16 protein-coding genes are annotated in these 16619 nt (G+C 32.3%); 3 read left to right on the plus strand and 13 right to left on the minus strand.

Annotated features, from left to right (window positions below):
- Positions 1-12: 12 nt before the first annotated feature.
- A complete protein-coding gene (dtd, locus tag D1816_RS11685) occupies positions 13-465 on the minus strand; it encodes a D-aminoacyl-tRNA deacylase (protein ID WP_066316773.1) in 453 nt (150 codons plus the stop codon).
- A 154-nt stretch (positions 466-619) separates the two neighbouring features.
- On the minus strand, positions 620-1570 hold the full coding sequence (gene rsgA / locus D1816_RS11690; RefSeq protein ID WP_066316775.1) for a ribosome small subunit-dependent GTPase A: 951 nt from the start codon (positions 1568-1570) through the stop codon (positions 620-622).
- 164 nt (positions 1571-1734) lie between these two features.
- Between rsgA and D1816_RS11695 the strand changes: the two genes are divergently transcribed.
- Positions 1735-2190 carry a hypothetical protein gene (locus tag D1816_RS11695; RefSeq protein ID WP_066317789.1) on the plus strand — a complete coding sequence of 152 codons (456 nt, stop codon included), beginning with the start codon at positions 1735-1737 and terminating at the stop codon, positions 2188-2190.
- Positions 2191-2243: 53 nt separating this feature from the next.
- Here D1816_RS11695 and D1816_RS11700 read toward each other — a convergent pair whose 3' ends face one another.
- The 6 genes from D1816_RS11700 to D1816_RS11725 all read right to left on the minus strand — a co-directional run bounded on the left by D1816_RS11700 (position 2244) and on the right by D1816_RS11725 (position 8988).
- Positions 2244-3326 carry a bifunctional 3-deoxy-7-phosphoheptulonate synthase/chorismate mutase type II gene (locus D1816_RS11700; protein ID WP_118503046.1) on the minus strand — a complete coding sequence of 361 codons (1083 nt, stop codon included), beginning with the start codon at positions 3324-3326 and terminating at the stop codon, positions 2244-2246.
- A gap of 52 nt (positions 3327-3378) precedes the next feature.
- The gene (locus tag D1816_RS11705; RefSeq protein ID WP_066316787.1) at positions 3379-4227 is read right to left on the minus strand and encodes a prephenate dehydrogenase; all 849 of its coding nucleotides are present in this window, start codon (positions 4225-4227) and stop codon (positions 3379-3381) included.
- Positions 4224-5381 (minus strand): pyridoxal phosphate-dependent aminotransferase, encoded by a 1158-nt coding sequence (locus D1816_RS11710; RefSeq protein ID WP_118503048.1) that lies wholly within the window; start codon positions 5379-5381, stop codon positions 4224-4226. Before D1816_RS11710 ends, D1816_RS11705 begins: the two co-directional genes overlap by 4 nt.
- Entirely contained in the window at positions 5378-6265 is an 888-nt protein-coding gene (locus D1816_RS11715) for a prephenate dehydratase (RefSeq protein ID WP_118503050.1), read from the minus strand. Before D1816_RS11715 ends, D1816_RS11710 begins: the two co-directional genes overlap by 4 nt.
- A 487-nt stretch (positions 6266-6752) precedes the next feature.
- Positions 6753-7940, minus strand: a complete 1188-nt coding sequence (kbl, locus tag D1816_RS11720; protein WP_066316793.1) for a glycine C-acetyltransferase — start codon at positions 7938-7940, stop codon at positions 6753-6755.
- A gap of 73 nt (positions 7941-8013) precedes the next feature.
- A complete protein-coding gene (locus tag D1816_RS11725) occupies positions 8014-8988 on the minus strand; it encodes an NAD-dependent epimerase/dehydratase family protein (protein ID WP_118503052.1) in 975 nt (324 codons plus the stop codon).
- A gap of 187 nt (positions 8989-9175) precedes the next feature.
- Here D1816_RS11725 and D1816_RS11730 point away from each other — a divergent pair, with 187 nt between their 5' ends.
- On the plus strand, positions 9176-9637 hold the full coding sequence (locus D1816_RS11730; RefSeq protein ID WP_066316803.1) for an Lrp/AsnC family transcriptional regulator: 462 nt from the start codon (positions 9176-9178) through the stop codon (positions 9635-9637).
- Here D1816_RS11730 and D1816_RS11735 read toward each other — a convergent pair.
- The gene (locus D1816_RS11735; protein ID WP_118503054.1) at positions 9620-10933 is read right to left on the minus strand and encodes a glycoside hydrolase family 1 protein; all 1314 of its coding nucleotides are present in this window, start codon (positions 10931-10933) and stop codon (positions 9620-9622) included. The genes D1816_RS11730 and D1816_RS11735 overlap by 18 nt on opposite strands.
- 322 nt (positions 10934-11255) lie before the next feature.
- Between D1816_RS11735 and gldA the strand changes: the two genes are divergently transcribed.
- The gene (gldA, locus tag D1816_RS11740) at positions 11256-12161 is read left to right on the plus strand and encodes a gliding motility-associated ABC transporter ATP-binding subunit GldA (RefSeq protein ID WP_118503056.1); all 906 of its coding nucleotides are present in this window, start codon (positions 11256-11258) and stop codon (positions 12159-12161) included.
- Between the two features lie 19 nt (positions 12162-12180).
- Here gldA and D1816_RS11745 read toward each other — a convergent pair whose 3' ends face one another.
- The 4 genes from D1816_RS11745 to D1816_RS11760 all read right to left on the minus strand — a co-directional run bounded on the left by D1816_RS11745 (position 12181) and on the right by D1816_RS11760 (position 16500).
- A complete protein-coding gene (locus D1816_RS11745) occupies positions 12181-12585 on the minus strand; it encodes a response regulator (protein WP_066316816.1) in 405 nt (134 codons plus the stop codon).
- Positions 12572-14494, minus strand: a complete 1923-nt coding sequence (locus tag D1816_RS11750) for a PAS domain-containing sensor histidine kinase (protein ID WP_118503058.1) — start codon at positions 14492-14494, stop codon at positions 12572-12574. The genes D1816_RS11745 and D1816_RS11750 overlap by 14 nt, the downstream gene beginning before the upstream one ends.
- 165 nt (positions 14495-14659) lie before the next feature.
- The gene (locus tag D1816_RS11755; RefSeq protein ID WP_118503060.1) at positions 14660-15406 is read right to left on the minus strand and encodes a head GIN domain-containing protein; all 747 of its coding nucleotides are present in this window, start codon (positions 15404-15406) and stop codon (positions 14660-14662) included.
- A complete protein-coding gene (locus D1816_RS11760) occupies positions 15403-16500 on the minus strand; it encodes an acyloxyacyl hydrolase (RefSeq protein WP_118503062.1) in 1098 nt (365 codons plus the stop codon). Before D1816_RS11760 ends, D1816_RS11755 begins: the two co-directional genes overlap by 4 nt.
- Positions 16501-16619 lie beyond the last annotated feature (119 nt).

The following is a 16619-nucleotide window of genomic DNA, read 5'->3' on the forward strand; positions in this document are numbered from 1 at the left end:
GGGTGGGGTAGATTACTCTTTATTTTTGGTATCAACAAGTATAGTGACTGGTCCGTCATTGAGCAAAGATACTTTCATATCGGCTCCAAATATACCCGTCCCTACTTGTTTTCCCAAATCCTTTTCTAGTTGTTTAATAAATGCTTCATATAATGGTATAGCTACATCTGGCTTGGCTGCCTTAATATAACTAGGTCTATTTCCTTTCTTTGTACTTGCATGCAGTGTAAATTGACTTACAACAATAGCATCTCCTTTTATATCAAGAATACTTTTGTTCATAATATCATTTTCATCTCCAAAAATTCTCAGATTAGCTACTTTTTTCGACAACCAACCAACATCTTGATGATCATCATCATCTTCTATTCCAAGAAGAATCAACAATCCTTGATTAATTTCAGAAACAATATCTCCCTTTACTGTTACTGAAGCTTCAGACACTCTCTGAATTACTGCTCTCATATATTCATCTAAATTTTTGCAACAAAAACATCGTGCTTAATGTTTTATATTGCAATTTTAAATAGTTTTAGTTTCATTTTTTGAAACTGAGAAATATTTTTTTGTTTTTATTTATCAGAAAGTATACCAAAAATCACATTTTCTAAACCTGAAATCAATCTTCATCATAAGAATTCTTTCTATAATGCTCTTCTTCGCCTTCAAGAATCTGCAAATAGCTTTTATATCTTGACCAAGCTACCTCCTCATTATCTAAAGCTTCTTTGACTGCACATTTAGGTTCATTAATATGCATACAATTATTAAACTTGCATTTCGATTTTAATTCGAAAAACTCAGGAAAATAGTCCCCTAGCTCCTCTTTATCCATATCAACTATACCGAATCCTTTAATTCCTGGAGTATCAATAATTTTAGCATCAAAACTTAGATCAAACATTTCTGCAAAAGTAGTAGTATGTTGTCCTTGTTGGTGTTGATCACTTATCGCTGCTGTTTTTAAAGATAAATTAGGTTCAATTAAATTTACCAAGGTAGATTTTCCTACACCACTATGCCCAGAGAACATAGATACTTTACCATTCATTAGGGCTTTTACTTGATCAATATTTTTACCTGTTTTGGCTGAAATACCAATACACTCATAACCGATCTCTCTATATAAAGCTGCCAAATATTTTATTTCTAACAACTCATCTTCGTTATATGTATCTATTTTATTAAAAAGTAACACAGCTTTAATCTCATAAGCTTCTGCAGTAACTAAAAACCGGTCTATAAATGCCGTAAAAGTAGGAGGGTTATTCAAAGTAACTAATAAAAAAACCGTATCTATATTTGCTGCAATAATATGAGTTTGTTTGGATAGGTTTACTGACTTCCTTATAATATAATTTTGGCGTTCCCAGATATTTTCTATCACCCCAGTCTCTTGATCATTTTTGGTTTCTAATTTAAAATCGACTTTATCGCCGACAGATACAGGGTTTGTGCTTTTTATTCCTTTTATCCGAAATTTCCCTTTAATACGACACTCGTATACCTTACCATCATTAGTCTTAACGGTATACCAACTCCCAGTAGATTTATAAACAGTACCTGTCATAAGCACAAAGATGCAACTATTAATTTTTTTGTACTCCCTATTTTTCACTTTTATAAAAGTAGGGTATTTTTATTCTTGTTTGTTTTAGATATACAAAGTTAAAAAAGCTTTATGGCACAACTATTGATGAAATGCCTGATATTAATCTTAAAAAACAAACCATAATGAAAAAAATTTTATTATTACTTGCACTTACTTTTATTAGTTTCCAATCTTCTTTTGCACAAGACGTGTATGAATTTCAGATCGTAACCGTTATTGAATCTATAGTACCTAGTGGGCTAGGTAGATCAAGAATGATTACCACTAATGAAACTAGAGATTACAAAGAATTTACTTCTACCCGTACTGGTGAAAAAGACAAGAGAAATAAATCTGATCGTGGAGAAATTCGTGTTAAAGGTTTTGACGAAACTAAATTATTAAACTTTTTTAACCTTGGTGGAATTCGTTTCCAGAACATAGCTGCAAATGATGCGATTGTAACTTCAAAAATTAACGAAATGGCTTCACAAGGATGGGATTTAGCCTTTATTACTAGTGGTGTCGAAAGTTTTGGTGGAAAAGGTGACGGTAATGGTATTTATGTCACTCGTTATACTTTTAAAAGAAAAAAATAAAACCACATAATTAAAACCACCCGTTTGATATACTAACGGGTGGTTTTAATTTATTATCCTCTGGCCACTTTCTCTTGGTGGTTTATAGATTCTTGGTGAATTGCCTTATATATTCTAAGAATAAACTCTTCACTTAGTCCTTTTTCTTCGCCTTCAAGAATCATTTTCCCTAAGATCTCATTCCATCTTTTAGATTGCAGAATTGCTACATTTTGCTTTGCTTTAGCTCGTCCAATTTCATCAGAAATTTTCATTCTTCTTGATAATGTCTCTAGTAATTGATTGTCGGCTATATCAATTTTTGCACGTAACTCTCCTAGTGTTTTTTGATAAGCTTCATCAACACCAACTTCTTTACGAATTTTTAAGTCTTTCATATACTGAATTAATGTATCTGGCGTAATTTGTTGTTTCGCATCACTCCAAGCATTGTCAGGATCATAATGAGTTTCTACAATTAATCCATCAAAATTAAGATCTAAAGCTGTTTGAGAAAGATCAAAAATCAGATCTCTTCTTCCTGCAATATGAGATGGATCTAGAATTAATGGTAAATCTGGGAAACGATTTTGTAAATCAATAGGAATTTGCCACTCCGGAATATTACGATATTTAGTTTTCTCATAGGTTGAGAATCCTCTATGAATAACCCCTAGGTTCTTTACATCACATGTATAGAAACGTTCTACCGCTCCTAACCAAAGAGAAAGGTCTGGGTTAATTGGGTTTTTAATAAGTACTGGATTATCTATTCCTTTACAAGCTTCAGCAATATCTTGCACTATAAACGGAGAAACTGTACTTCTGGCACCAATCCAAAGTACATCAACACCATGTTCTAAAGCAAGCTCTACATGATGTGGGTTTGCCACTTCTGTAGCAATTTTTAATCCTGTTTCTTCTTTTGCTCTTTGTAACCATTTTAATCCTAAGGCTCCAACTCCTTCAAAATTACCTGGTCTAGTTCTTGGTTTCCAGATACCTGCTCTTAAGACTGTAGCATCAGAGTCCTTAAGTTGGTGTGCTATTTTGACAACCTGATCTTCTGTCTCGGCACTACAAGGACCTCCGATTACCAAGGGATGATCCAAATTATAATCATCTAACCAGTTTCTAAGTTCTTTCTTATTTTCCATGTCTATATTTAATTCTTTGTTATTGTTATGTCTACTTTATTTTTATTTCTTACTATGAAATTCCTTTTAGAATTGTTTTTATGTGATTTGTGTCTTGCATTTCCTTGTAAATTTCGGTAAAATTATCGTCTTCTATTAACTTCTTAAATTGAGTAAGATTTGCGATATACTCTTCTAATGTTTCTATTACATTTTCTTTATTATGTTTAAAAATTGGCGCCCACATTGCGGGAGAGCTTTTTGCCAAACGAACTGTTGATGCAAACCCACTACCTGCCATGTCAAAAATATCTCTCTCATTTTTTTCTTTCTCAATTACGGTCTTACCCAACATAAAAGAACTTATATGAGATAAATGTGAAACATATGCAATATGTTTATCATGCGAAGCAGAATCCATATATCGTATCCTCATTCCTAAACGTGAGAAAATCTCCATACCTCTTTCTTGCAGCTTAAATGCTGTTTTTTCAACTTCGCAAATAATATTTGTCTTGCCTCTATACAAATTTGCAATTGCAGCTTGAGGTCCCGAAAACTCTGTACCAGCAATAGGATGAGCCGCAAGGTAGTTTCTTCGTTTTTTATGTTCAGAAACAGTTTTGCAAAGTTTTTGTTTTGTAGAACCTACATCAAAGACTAAACAATCATCATTGATTTTATCCAAGATTACTGGCAACATTTGTACTGTAGCATCTACAGGAATAGCCACAATAACTATATCAGCTTTTTCTAACTTATCTAAACTTGATTTATATTGTATCAATCCCAGATCTAAGGCTTTATTCAGATTTTCTTCACTTTCATCAATGCCATAAATTTTTGCATCATCAAAAGCGGCTTTAATATCGATAGCAAAAGACCCTCCTATTAATCCGATTCCTATTATAAATACATTCATGCTTCTACTCGTAATCTTTTAATAGCTTCTTTTATATTTTCTATGGTCACACAAAGTGAAAAACGAATATACCCTTTACCATTACTTCCGAAAATATCCCCTGGAGCAATAAATACGTCATTTTCATATAAGATTGTATCAATAAAAGAAGTAGCTTCTATGCCTTGTGGTAATTTTGCCCAAACAAACATTCCTTTTGCAGTCTTATCAAAAGTACAACCTAAAAGGTTAGCTAGTTCCCATATCATAGTTCTCCTTTCTTCATAAATCTCATTCATTTTCTTGTACCATGTATCAGAAACGTTAAGCGCTGCTATTGCTCCTTTTTGAATTCCTTGAAACATTCCGCTATCCATATTACTTTTTACTTTTAAGACAGCTTCTATTTTTTCTTCACTACCGCTTAGCATACCAACTCGCCATCCCGCCATATTAAATGTTTTACTTAGAGAATTGAGTTCTAATGCTACTTCTTTTGCTCCCGGAACAGACAAAATACTTGTTGGACAATCATTTAAAACAAAACTATAAGGGTTATCATTTACTAATAGGATACTATGTTTTTTTGCAAAATCAATTAGTTTTTTAAATAGCTCTATACTTCCCGAAGCCCCTGTTGGCATATGCGGATAATTCACCCACATAATTTTCACATTATTTAGATCCATTTTTTCAAGACTATGAAAATCAGGTTCCCACGCATTATCTTGAACTAAATCATAAAAAACTGGTTCTGCACCCACCAAATTAGTAACTGAGCTATATGTTGGATACCCTGGATTAGGAATCAACACTTTATCACCTGTATTAAGATAAGCTAAAGAAATATGCATTATACCTTCTTTAGACCCCATAAGTGGCAAAGTTTCTGTATCAGGATTTAATACCACCCCATATTTGGTCTTATAAAAATTCGAAAAAGCTTTTCTTAATTCTGGGATCCCTTGATAACTTTGATACTTATGCGCTCCATCTAGTGTTACTGCCTCTTGCATAGCTAAAATCACTTCTGTAGGCGGATCAAGATCAGGACTACCGATAGCCATATTAAGCACTGGTTTTCCAGAAGCTGCAAGTGCTCTAACTTCTCTTAGTTTTTTTGAGAAATAGTATTCTTCTACAGTATCTAATCTTTTTGCAGTTTGAATGCTCATCTGTTTTGATTTTTATATTCTCCTAATACTTTTAACTCTAAAGCCATTATTTTTAAAATCGACATTGCCTTTTCATAATCTGCATAGTCTTCAAAAGTTACATCTACAAAAAAAGAATATTTCCAAGGCTTATCTATTAGCGGTAAGGATTGAATTTTAGTTAAATTCAAATTGCAATCACTCATCACATTAAGTACAGTAGCCAAGCTTCCTCTTTTGTGGTCTGTAAGAAATTTTAATGAAGCTTTATTTATCTCTTCTTTCTCTACTTCGGCTTCTTCTCTTGTCGTAAGGATAAAAAAACGTGTGCTATTTGATTTTATGGTTTGTATTTCTTTTGCTAGAATATCTAATCCATAAATAGCCGCAGCGGTTGCTCCAGCGACGGCAGCAATACCTTTTAATTGTTTTTCATTAATTCTTCTAGCCACATCTGCAGTATCAGCATCTTCTACTAATTTAATATGAGGATAGGACCTAAAAAACTCTTTACATTGCAATAAGGCCATTGGGTGAGAATATACCTCTTTAATATCTGAAATCTCTTGACCTCGTAATGCCATCAAACAATGATGTATTGGCATATAATATTCACCTTTTATAGTGATATTATGCTCATCAATATAAGCATAGTTAGGAATTATAGAGCCTGCTATAGAATTTTCGATAGCCATCACAGCATCTGTACTTTTATTCCTCTCTAAGCTATGCACCAATTCCTGAAAAGACATACATTCATCAACCACCACGTTTTCTCCAAAATAAGCTTTGGCAACACCATGATGATAAGATCCTTTTATTCCTTGTATAGCTACTTTTAAGCCCGATACATTATCTACAGCAACTGTTTTTGGCTCTATTATATCTTGATTAATGTCTTTCATTTAGTACTATTCACAATTTTATTAGTTAAAAAAACTCTTATTTTAAGTTTTAAAAAAGTGTCAAAAAAAAATCCCGATTTTCATCGGGATTCAAACTATATATTTTAAGTAGTATCTACATAGTAATCCCGCTTCTATCTTTAAAATAAAAGAAGAAGAAATAAAATCGATTCCAAGTAAATACGTTGTTCATTGTCTTAAATTATGATATGGCTAAATTAGGTAAAACTATTCCGCCACAAAATGTTTTTTCATTTTTTTCATTCCTAGAAGGGCATTATCATCAAATTCTAAATAATAACTAGGTATTACTGTAATTATTAAAACAAAACACCTCTTCTTTTGCAAATCTTCTATATTTTTTAGCACTAACAAACGTTCGTGAGACCATCTATATCAACACTTTACAAAAACATCTACTTCATATAGGATGAAATAAGTATCGATAAAATCAAAAACACAGTCAAACGGGATTATTTTTTTTCTTTTATATAACCCCTAACTCTTTACCAACTTTGGTAAAGGCAGCTACAGCTTTTTCTAAATGAGCTTTATCATGTCCCGCAGAAAGTTGTACTCGTATCCTAGCCTTACCTTTAGGCACCACTGGGTAAAAGAATCCAATCACATAAATTCCTTCATCTAACAATTTAGAGGCAAATTCTTGTGCTAGTTTTGCTTCTTGTAACATTACAGGAACTATAGGATGATCTCCCGGAATAATATCAAAACCTGCTTTGGTCATTTCTGATCTAAAGTACTTTGTATTTTCTTCTAGCTTATCTCGTAACGATGTCGAAGAACTTAACAGATCTAATACTTTTATGGAAGCCCCAACTATTGATGGCGCTACAGTATTCGAAAAAAGATATGGTCTAGAGCGTTGTCTTAGCATTTCTACTATTTCTTTTCTCGCAGCAGTAAATCCACCAGAAGCTCCTCCTAAAGCTTTGCCGTAAGTACCAGTAATAATATCTATACGTCCCATTACATCTCTGTACTCATGAGTTCCTCTACCTGTTTTACCAAGGAACCCCGTAGAATGGCATTCGTCTATCATAACCATTGCCTCATAAGCATCTGCTAAATCACAAATTTTATCTAATTGAGCTATGGTTCCATCCATAGAAAATGAACCATCTGTAACAATCAAAATTCTTCTGGATCCTTTTGCTGCTTCTAACTGCTTTTCTAGATCAACCATATTATTATGTTCGTATCTAAAACGTTTAGCTTTACATAAACGAACTCCATCTATAATAGATGCGTGATTCAAAGCATCAGAAATTATAGCATCTTCGGCACTTAAAATTGGCTCAAACACTCCGCCATTAGCATCAAAAGCAGCAGCATACAGAATACAGTCTTCCATACCTAAGAATTCTGCAGTTTTCTGCTCTAATTCTTTATGAATATCTTGAGTACCGCAAATAAAACGTACTGATGATAATCCATACCCATGAGAATCTATTGCATTTTTACCTGCTTCAATAACATCAGGGTGTGAGGAAAGTCCAAGGTAGTTGTTTGCACAGAAATTTAATACATTGGTTGTTTTTGTCGTATTAATTTCTGCTCCTTGAGGTGTTGTAATTATTCTTTCTGATTTATACAATCCTGCTGTGGTAATTTCGTCTAATTCCTTTTGTAATTGATCTTTTATATTTGAAAACATCTTTCGGATTTATTTTTTTATTGCTATTATTGGTCTCTAGCTAAAACTAGATTTTTATATTTTTTTTAATTCCTTAAAACAGTAAAGCTTCAAGATTTTTTGAACCTGTTTTATATTTTTCTTGTAGTTTTTGAATCATCGTCACTGTGATTCTTTCAAGATCAAATTTTGGTTTCCATCCCCAATCTTTAGTAGCTGCTGAATCATCGATTGATTTTGGCCATCTAGCCGCTATTTCTTGTCTAAAATCAGGATTATATTTTACTTTAAAACCAGGATACAATTTACGAATTTCATGAACTATTTCTGCTGGAGAAAAGCTAGTTCCTGCAATATTATATGAAGTGCGTATAGTAATATCATTTTTTGGAGCATCCATTAATGAAATTGTTGCTCGTATTACATCATCCATAAAAATCATAGGCAACGTAGTGTTTTTATCCAAAAAACAATCAAACTCTTCTTCACATACAGCTTTATGATAGATATCGACTGCATAATCTGTTGTACCCCCTCCTGGCAAAGATTGATACCCTATCACACCTGGATAACGCAAGGATCGAACATCTAAACCATATCGAAGAAAATAATATTGAGCCCAATTTTCACCGGCTGCTTTACTAATTCCATACACTGTCGCCGGATCTAAGTATGCATCGTTTGGAGTATTTATTGCTTGTGCTCCTTCTCCAAAAACAGCAATTGAACTAGGAAAAAATACTTTGTCTATATTATTTTTTCTAGAGACCTCTAAAACATTAAACAAGGTTTTCATATTAATATCCCAAGTTTTTAAAGGAGTCTCTTCTCCTTTGGCCGATAATATTGCCGCCAAATGATAAATCTGTGTTACCTTATATCTTGTTACTATTTCTTCTAATTTACTCTCATTAGTAGCATCAATAACTTCAAAAATACCATGAAAAGCATTTATTGACTTTAAATCCGAAGCTATAACTCGTTCCAAACCAAACTTCTTTTGAAGCGCTTTTGTTAAAACGGATCCTAACTGACCGTTTGCACCTATAACCAAAACTACTGTTTCCATATCCTTCCTCTTAAAATTTTAACACAATACAAAGTATTATTCACTTACTAAATTACAAAAAGAAGATATTATAGCCTTATTTATAAAATAATTAAGCTATTTTTACTTTTTATACATGATTAAACAGCTATATTTACTTTTACCCATATTAAAACTGTGGTTTTGTAGTAATTTTTTTTGATACCTTATGGAACAATTAGATCAAACTGATATCACTATTCTCAGAATTCTTCAAGAAGATTCTAAAAAAACAGCAAAAGAGATCGCCGGTATTCTTAATCTTACTTCTTCTCCTGTTTATGAGAGAATCCGCCGCCTAGAAAAACAAGGTTTTATCAAGAAGTATGTTGCTATTTTGGATAAAAAATTAATCGACAGATCGGTGACTACCATTTGTCAGGTATCTATGCGTTATCATAATGAGGCTTTTATAGAAAAGTTTGAAGAGCAAATTCAAAATTTAAAAGAAGTACAAGAATGTTATCACATGGCAGGACAGGTTGATTTTGTTTTAAAAATACATACAAAAGGTTTGGAAGAATATCATGATTTTGTAAAAACCAAACTCTCGAAAATAGAAAATATAGGTGTACTTAACAGTACATTCGTATTAAAGGAAATAAAACACACATCAGAGTTTTACATTTGATAAATAAGTTGTTAACCAAATCGCCGTTTTCTTTAATTTACGTTCTAACGTTTTATGATTAAGGCTTACAATACCAAATTTAGGAACATAACCTTCTGCCCATTCAAAATTATCAACAAGCGTCCAAAGTAAAATTCCTTTTAGATTAACATTGTCATTTAATGCTAATTTCATTTCGTCAATAATCTCTGTATAATACTCTATGCGTTTTTCTTCATCTTCATTTTTAGCTAATGCCATACCACACTCTGTCAGCCATAATGATTTATTATGATCATAGTTAGCAAATCGTTTTAAAAAATAAGATATTCCTTTTGTATACGTCTCCCACCCCATAATAGAGGTTGCTACATTTCTATTTTTCGGTTTTACCTGCATAGCTCCTAAATAGGGAATATACCAAGCTGCTCTAATCACTTCTCTTGTATATGTCTGAATACCCCAAAAGTCAAAATCAGTTTTCATCTGATCCATATCACCATCTTTCACATACTTTTGAATTCGTTTTACTAGAGGAAGATCTGATTCTGGATATCCCATTCCTAAATGCGGTTCTATAAATAATCGATTCATTAGTGCATCTATTCTTTTTGCTGCCTTAACATCTTTTTTGGATTTACTAAAGGGTTCAATTTTTGTACAACTTACCGCTGTACCTACACATAAATTATCCACCTGTTTTAAAACTTTAAATCCTGTAGCCTGAGCCAATAAAAGATGATGAGTTGCTGCGCTAAAGTTTCGAATTCCTCTTTTACCAGGTGCATGAACTCCAAGAAAATATCCTCCACCTATGCACACAATACCTTCATTAATTATGATCCAATTTTTAACACGGTCAGAAAAATGATCTCTTAAAATGGTTACATATTTTTTGTACGCTTCGACTATATCTCTATTAACCCAGCCCCCTTTATCTTGTAGTTTTTGAGGTAAATCCCAATGGTACGTTGTTATCCAAGGTTCGATATCTTTTTCTAGACAATAATCGATTACTTTATTATAAAAATCGACTCCTTTTGCATTAATTTCACCTACCCCATCAGGCAGAATCCTTGACCACGCAATCGAAAATCGAAATATTTTTAATCCAATTGCTACGGCAATATCAATATCTTCCTTATATCTATGATAAAAATCTGTAGCAATTTTAGCATTAGAACCGTCTTTAATTTTATATTTTTTTTCGGTAAAAGTATCCCAAATTGACAGTCCTTTTCCGTCCTTATTGTAAGCGCCTTCGGTCTGGGCGGCAGCAAGAGTAACACCCCAGGTAAGTTCTTCAATTTTACGCATCAATCAAATTAACGTTCTAAACTCCAAAACACAAGAACATTTAGTGTTTAAACAGTCCTTTTTTTAAAAAAGGAAACAAAATAAGAAAAATGAGTTGTTGTACAAAGCAAACAAGCTTATGTAACATTTGACCAAGTAGTTTTTTTAAATCAGAAAATAACATATTGATTATCTTATATTTATAAAGATAATTTATATTCCATCAGACAGTTTTATCTCAATATTATTTTATTGTTAAGAGGTTTCATATTTTTTTATTCTTATACAATACAATATTTTTTGAATTATGTACTTTTGAATGTAATCAGATATTCTATTATTTATGTCAATTTCAGTATCTAATATTTCTAAATCCTATAAAGATCAAAATGCATTACTTGATATTTCTTTTGAAATAAAGCAAGGAGAAATAGTTGGTTTTTTAGGCCCTAATGGTGCCGGAAAATCAACGATGATGAAAATTCTCACGACCTATCTTAAACCGTCGGAAGGATCAGCATCGGTAAGTGGGTTTGATATCGATACTCAAGCTACTGCAGTGCAAAAAAGTGTTGGATATCTTCCTGAACATAATCCTTTGTATGTTGAAATGTATGTTAGAGAATATTTAACTTTTAATGCACAGGTATACAAAATACCAAAGACAAGAATTGAAGATGTGATCAAACTTACAGGATTATCATCTGAAGCACATAAAAAGATTAATCAACTCTCAAAAGGATATCAACAACGTGTTGGTTTAGCTTGTGCCCTACTGCATGATCCTGAGGTATTAATTCTAGATGAACCCACTACAGGACTAGATCCTAACCAATTAGTAGAAATAAGAGAGCTTATTAAGACTATTGGAAAACAAAAAACGGTATTTCTGTCTACACATATTATGCAAGAGGTAGAGGCTATGTGCGATAGGGTTATCATTATTAATAAAGGTACTATTGTTGCCGATAAAAATCTAAATTCGTTAATTGAAGAAAACGATCAGATTGTTGAAGTAGAATTTGATTACCGTATTGAGGAGGCTTTTTTATTAAAACTACCAAATACGGTAAATGTAAAAAACATTCACGGATTTGTGTATCAAATCACTTTTAACACTGCTACTGATATGCGACCAAAAGTTTTTGATTTCGCCCATGATCACGAACTTAAAATTTTACAATTATCCCGAAAGAACAAAGACTTAGAAAGTTTATTTAGAGAATTAACTAACCCTTCTAAGCCGTAAGATTGTTCTAAAAAGTTGATTAGCCTGCTTTTTGGATATCATTTAAAATTTCTTTGAGTTTTTGAACAGAAACAGGCTTTACTATATAATCACTAACCTCTTGATAAGACTCTGCTCTTAACACATCTTCTGGGTCAACCGATGAAGAGACGATATAAATTATTATTTTCTTTTTACAAGGAACTTTAATAAACTCTTCTAAAAACTGCCAACCATCAAGTATAGGCATATTTAAGTCTAATAAAATAACATCTGGTAATTTTTCCTCTTGCGAAACAATTGCTTTCAAATTATTTAATGCTTCTTTTCCATTATGAAAGATCATAAAGCTCTTTGAAAAACCGATAAGTTCCATTATTTTTTTTATTCCAAAAATGAAGATAGGGTCATCATCAATAATACAAGCAATATCAATTTTTTTCATATTTCAGATAAATTTTAAATGTGGTTCCTTGATCAACTGTACTATACACTTCTATTTTTCCGCCTATGGCTTCAACCTGATTTTTCGTAATAAACAACCCTATACCTCTAGCATCTTTATTATTATGAAAAGTTTTATACATTCCGAATAACTTAGATCTGTGTCGTTTTAAATCAATCCCCAGGCCATTGTCTTCTATATTTACAACTACATAATCATCCTGTAAATCAGCACTCAAAGTAACGTAGCTATTCCTTTTCGTGGTACTATATTTAATGCCATTGGTAATAAAATTAAGCAAGATACTATCAAGGTACGCAGACACTCCTAAAACATTCAACTTAGGGTCAATATTATTATTTATGATTACTTCATTTTCAATAGCAATCGCCAAAACACTCTCTATTGCTTTGTTAGCTGCTTGCCTTAAGTTTAGCTCTGTTAAATTATCTTTAACTGAGGTATTCATTAAAACCACTTCGTTTAGATGTACTATTGTTTTACTAAGATGGTCTGAAGCCGTTTTGAATAGCTGTATAATCTCGTTATCCTGCATTTCAGGGTTTTCTTGAGCAAATAAATCCAAAAGCATTTCGAAATTACCTGAATGTGATTTTAGGTTATGAGAAACTATATGCGCAAAATTCTTTAGCCTTTTGTTTTGCTTTTCTGCTACTTCTAAGAGAGATTTCAATTCTTGTTCTCTCTTAATTTTGGTGATATCTGAAGTATGAATAATTATTCCTCCAACCTTATTCTCATTTGTATACCAGGGTCGAAATTCCCAAGACAACCATTGCACCGATCCATTATCATTCTGTATACGCTCAGCATTATTTTTTATGATCTTACCTGACAAACATTTTTTATGATTGATCTCCCATTTTGTTGCTATTTTAGGAGATATCTCATAGTACGATTTTCCAACTATTTCTTGTTTGTCAATCTTAAAAACATTGAACCATTCTTGAGAAGCCGCAAGATAACACATGCTATTATCAAACATTGCTATTGCACTAGGGGCTTGTTCTATAAAAAGTCGGTTACGTTCATAATCCTTTTTCTTTTTTGTTATTTCTTGATGAGAACCTATCATCCATTCTGGGTCCCCATTAGAATCCCAACTCACTACTTTGCCTTTATTAAAAATCCACACCCATTCACCATTTTTATGCTTCATTCTAAATTCACACTCATAAAAAGGTATTTTTCCTTTAAGGTGTTCTTGCAAAATTTCATTTGATTTTTTAAGATCATCAGGGTTTGAATTTTCTACCCAAGTATTTATTGAGATCGGTTCTAATTCTGATAATTTATATCCAATAATTTCTGCCCATCTTTCGTTAAAAATAGTTTCTCCAGTTTGCACGTTCCATTCCCACGTACCAAGATTAGTTCCTTCGATAACGTGGTGGTACCGATTTACCTGTCTTTGCAGCTGTAGTTCTACTTCTTTAAGTTTTGTAATATCAGTATGAGCACCAATCATACGTCTTGGTTTTCCTTTATCATCTCGCAATACTAAGCCTCTACATTGAATCCAAATTGTATGCCCATGTTTATGAGTATATCGTACAACTTGATCATATGGATGTGAAGGGTCTTTACAATGCTTTGCAAAGTTTTGATAAACTAACTTTAAATCATCTTTATTGATAATATCTTGCCAAGCAGATGAAGTATGAGGCATTTCGTTTGGATTATATCCTAAAGTTGTCCAGAATTTAGCATTCATCCATTCATTTTCAGGATTATTTAAATCCCAAAACCAAAGCCCATCGAGTCCTGCTTCTTGAACAAAATCAAAAATCAAATCATCTTTTTTTATAAGCGTATATAACTCTTTTTTTAGATAATTTTGCTTTAAACTCTCTGTACCTTGATCCATATGTGACTTATCCTGAATCATTTTAGAAGTAAAATTTTAAGTGAAACTTTGGGGCCACATAAAGTTATATATTAATTTCAACAAGAAAGATCAAATAGCCTCAATCTTTTTACGGAAATCACCTCCTGTATTTAAGGATTTGAGTATCTAATTAAGTTCTAAAAATACTCTTATAGAAATGTATTTTTATTGAAATAGTAATTTCCCAGTAAAAAACTCAGTAACTTCTACAATTGGCGGTCTATTTACTGAAATTACATCTCCTGTACTGCGAAGTTCGCCTCTTATAGCCTCTATAGGGTTTACAATAATTTTATTTGTACCCCTATGAAAAACATTAACATTTTGAGCCTCTAGATTCATCCCTTCAAATCTTCCTGTTCCAGATGCAAAATTTACACTAAGAAATTCGGTTTCACCTTCAATAAAAAAAGATGCGATATTATTCCCTACAACATTAATATTTTCACTATTCATTTCTAATTTAAAAGTACCTGTTGTAGTTCCTGTACTTTCATTAAAGTCTTCGGATAATAAACTCAAACTTGGATAACTTAAAACTCCGTTTGAAGATATGTTAAACTGAGTAGCACTTCTTATTTCTGTGATGTTTGGCGCGGTAACAAAAACTTTGGTTTGATTAAAGCCTCTAAAAAAAGCACAATCATTAGTATCGCTAAGTACCAATCGATCTCCCTGTACAATTGCAGATACTTCATTTATCAAATTATCACCCGTTTCAATAACCACCGAAGTATCTAATCCTTCTTGGATTATCAGTTCTACATTGGGGTTTACTAGAATTCTTGTAAAATTTGATACTGCAACTTCTTCTCTAATAATATCGCCAGTTCTTTGAAAACAATCTGAAGCATCTTCAGAGTTACACCCAAAAACCAAAATAACGCTTAATATGTATCCTATTTTTTTCATAATCTATATCCTACCGAAAACTCCATCGCCTCGGCTTTTGCTGCATGAGATCTAACTGTAAAGGCTCCAAAAATGTTTTTTGTAAAATAATATTGAAGACCAGCTCTAAGATATGTTTGACCCTCAAAATCATATGGATAATATGCATAATAGCCTACTTGGGTCAAAACAGAAGTTCTATGTATTCGCAACTCGTGTCCTAAAAAAACTCCTAGTCTTTTAGAATCCTCGTCTCCTGTAGTACCATCATTAAAAGCGCCTACTGCCCTAAAATCGATAAATCTTTCTAATGCTTTAGAAAAAAACAATTCTGTTCCTAACTGAATAGCACTCTTTTTATTTAGTCTTTTATCCAAAAAAGCACCGAATGTATAAAAAGGCAATCTACCTGATCCCACCACATCACTTTCATTAATACCACCTCTAAAGATAAAACCATAGCTCAACGGTTCTCCTCCTTTATATAGTTCTTTTTCTTTTTTTACGTATTCTGGTTCATCTTGATCCAAATAGTATGTTAATCCAGCATTTAATAATAATGTATTTGTACTTTTATTTGGAGCTTTTATATTTCCGTTTGAGTAATGAATAATACCCAAACCTGCTTGCAATCCTAAGCCACTAATAAGATTTTTCTTTTTAAAATTCAACAATGCATATGTTGCACTTACTAAATGACTTCCGTAAGCTATATTTCTGAAGTTGTTATCTTCATCATAGGGTTTAGTTGCGTATGAACCACCTTGCCCAACTCTTAACATTAAAAGCCTATTAAAAAAATAAAAGTTATAATGTATAAATACGCCAAATTGCTCCCCTAAAAATTCATTGTCTAAATCTTGATAGATAAAAGAAAAACCATAATCAGGATGGTTATACAATCTCTGCCACTCTTTTTCTCCATATGTTTTTCGTTGAAAAGAAAAAATCACTCCACTTGGATGTCCTGTGATAAGATGAGAAATATCGGGATTATGTTTTAGAACCGTGCCATAAAAATTATTGACGTCTAAACTATAATTTGCCTTAGTTTCTATTTGGGTATAACCGGTAAAACAAAACAACAATAAGATTACACAAATAGATTTACTCATTTGGCAAATGTAATAATACCTTTTTAAATAATGACATAACTATTTTAACCTATATTAACTTTTTAAGTCATTAACATATTCTACCTTTCAAACGGTATATTGTTTTTGATATTTTATAG

The sequence above is a fragment of the Aquimarina sp. AD10 genome (assembly GCF_003443715.1).
Classification (GTDB): domain Bacteria; phylum Bacteroidota; class Bacteroidia; order Flavobacteriales; family Flavobacteriaceae; genus Aquimarina; species Aquimarina aggregata.

Excerpts from the sequence above, each read along its gene's own strand:
- dtd (WP_066316773.1), bottom strand. The coding sequence starts at position 465 with ATGAGAGCAGTAATTCAGAGAGTGTCTGAAGCTTCAGTAACAGTAAAG.
- rsgA (WP_066316775.1), bottom strand. The coding sequence starts at position 1,570 with ATGACAGGTACTGTTTATAAATCTACTGGGAGTTGGTATACCGTTAAG.
- D1816_RS11695 (WP_066317789.1), top strand. The coding sequence starts at position 1,735 with ATGAAAAAAATTTTATTATTACTTGCACTTACTTTTATTAGTTTCCAA.
- D1816_RS11700 (WP_118503046.1), bottom strand. The coding sequence starts at position 3,326 with ATGGAAAATAAGAAAGAACTTAGAAACTGGTTAGATGATTATAATTTG.
- D1816_RS11705 (WP_066316787.1), bottom strand. The coding sequence starts at position 4,227 with ATGAATGTATTTATAATAGGAATCGGATTAATAGGAGGGTCTTTTGCT.
- D1816_RS11710 (WP_118503048.1), bottom strand. The coding sequence starts at position 5,381 with ATGAGCATTCAAACTGCAAAAAGATTAGATACTGTAGAAGAATACTAT.
- D1816_RS11715 (WP_118503050.1), bottom strand. The coding sequence starts at position 6,265 with ATGAAAGACATTAATCAAGATATAATAGAGCCAAAAACAGTTGCTGTA.
- kbl (WP_066316793.1), bottom strand. The coding sequence starts at position 7,940 with ATGTTTTCAAATATAAAAGATCAATTACAAAAGGAATTAGACGAAATT.
- D1816_RS11725 (WP_118503052.1), bottom strand. The coding sequence starts at position 8,988 with ATGGAAACAGTAGTTTTGGTTATAGGTGCAAACGGTCAGTTAGGATCC.
- D1816_RS11730 (WP_066316803.1), top strand. The coding sequence starts at position 9,176 with ATGGAACAATTAGATCAAACTGATATCACTATTCTCAGAATTCTTCAA.
- D1816_RS11735 (WP_118503054.1), bottom strand. The coding sequence starts at position 10,933 with ATGCGTAAAATTGAAGAACTTACCTGGGGTGTTACTCTTGCTGCCGCC.
- gldA (WP_118503056.1), top strand. The coding sequence starts at position 11,256 with ATGTCAATTTCAGTATCTAATATTTCTAAATCCTATAAAGATCAAAAT.
- D1816_RS11745 (WP_066316816.1), bottom strand. The coding sequence starts at position 12,585 with ATGAAAAAAATTGATATTGCTTGTATTATTGATGATGACCCTATCTTC.
- D1816_RS11750 (WP_118503058.1), bottom strand. The coding sequence starts at position 14,494 with ATGATTCAGGATAAGTCACATATGGATCAAGGTACAGAGAGTTTAAAG.
- D1816_RS11755 (WP_118503060.1), bottom strand. The coding sequence starts at position 15,406 with ATGAAAAAAATAGGATACATATTAAGCGTTATTTTGGTTTTTGGGTGT.
- D1816_RS11760 (WP_118503062.1), bottom strand. The coding sequence starts at position 16,500 with ATGAGTAAATCTATTTGTGTAATCTTATTGTTGTTTTGTTTTACCGGT.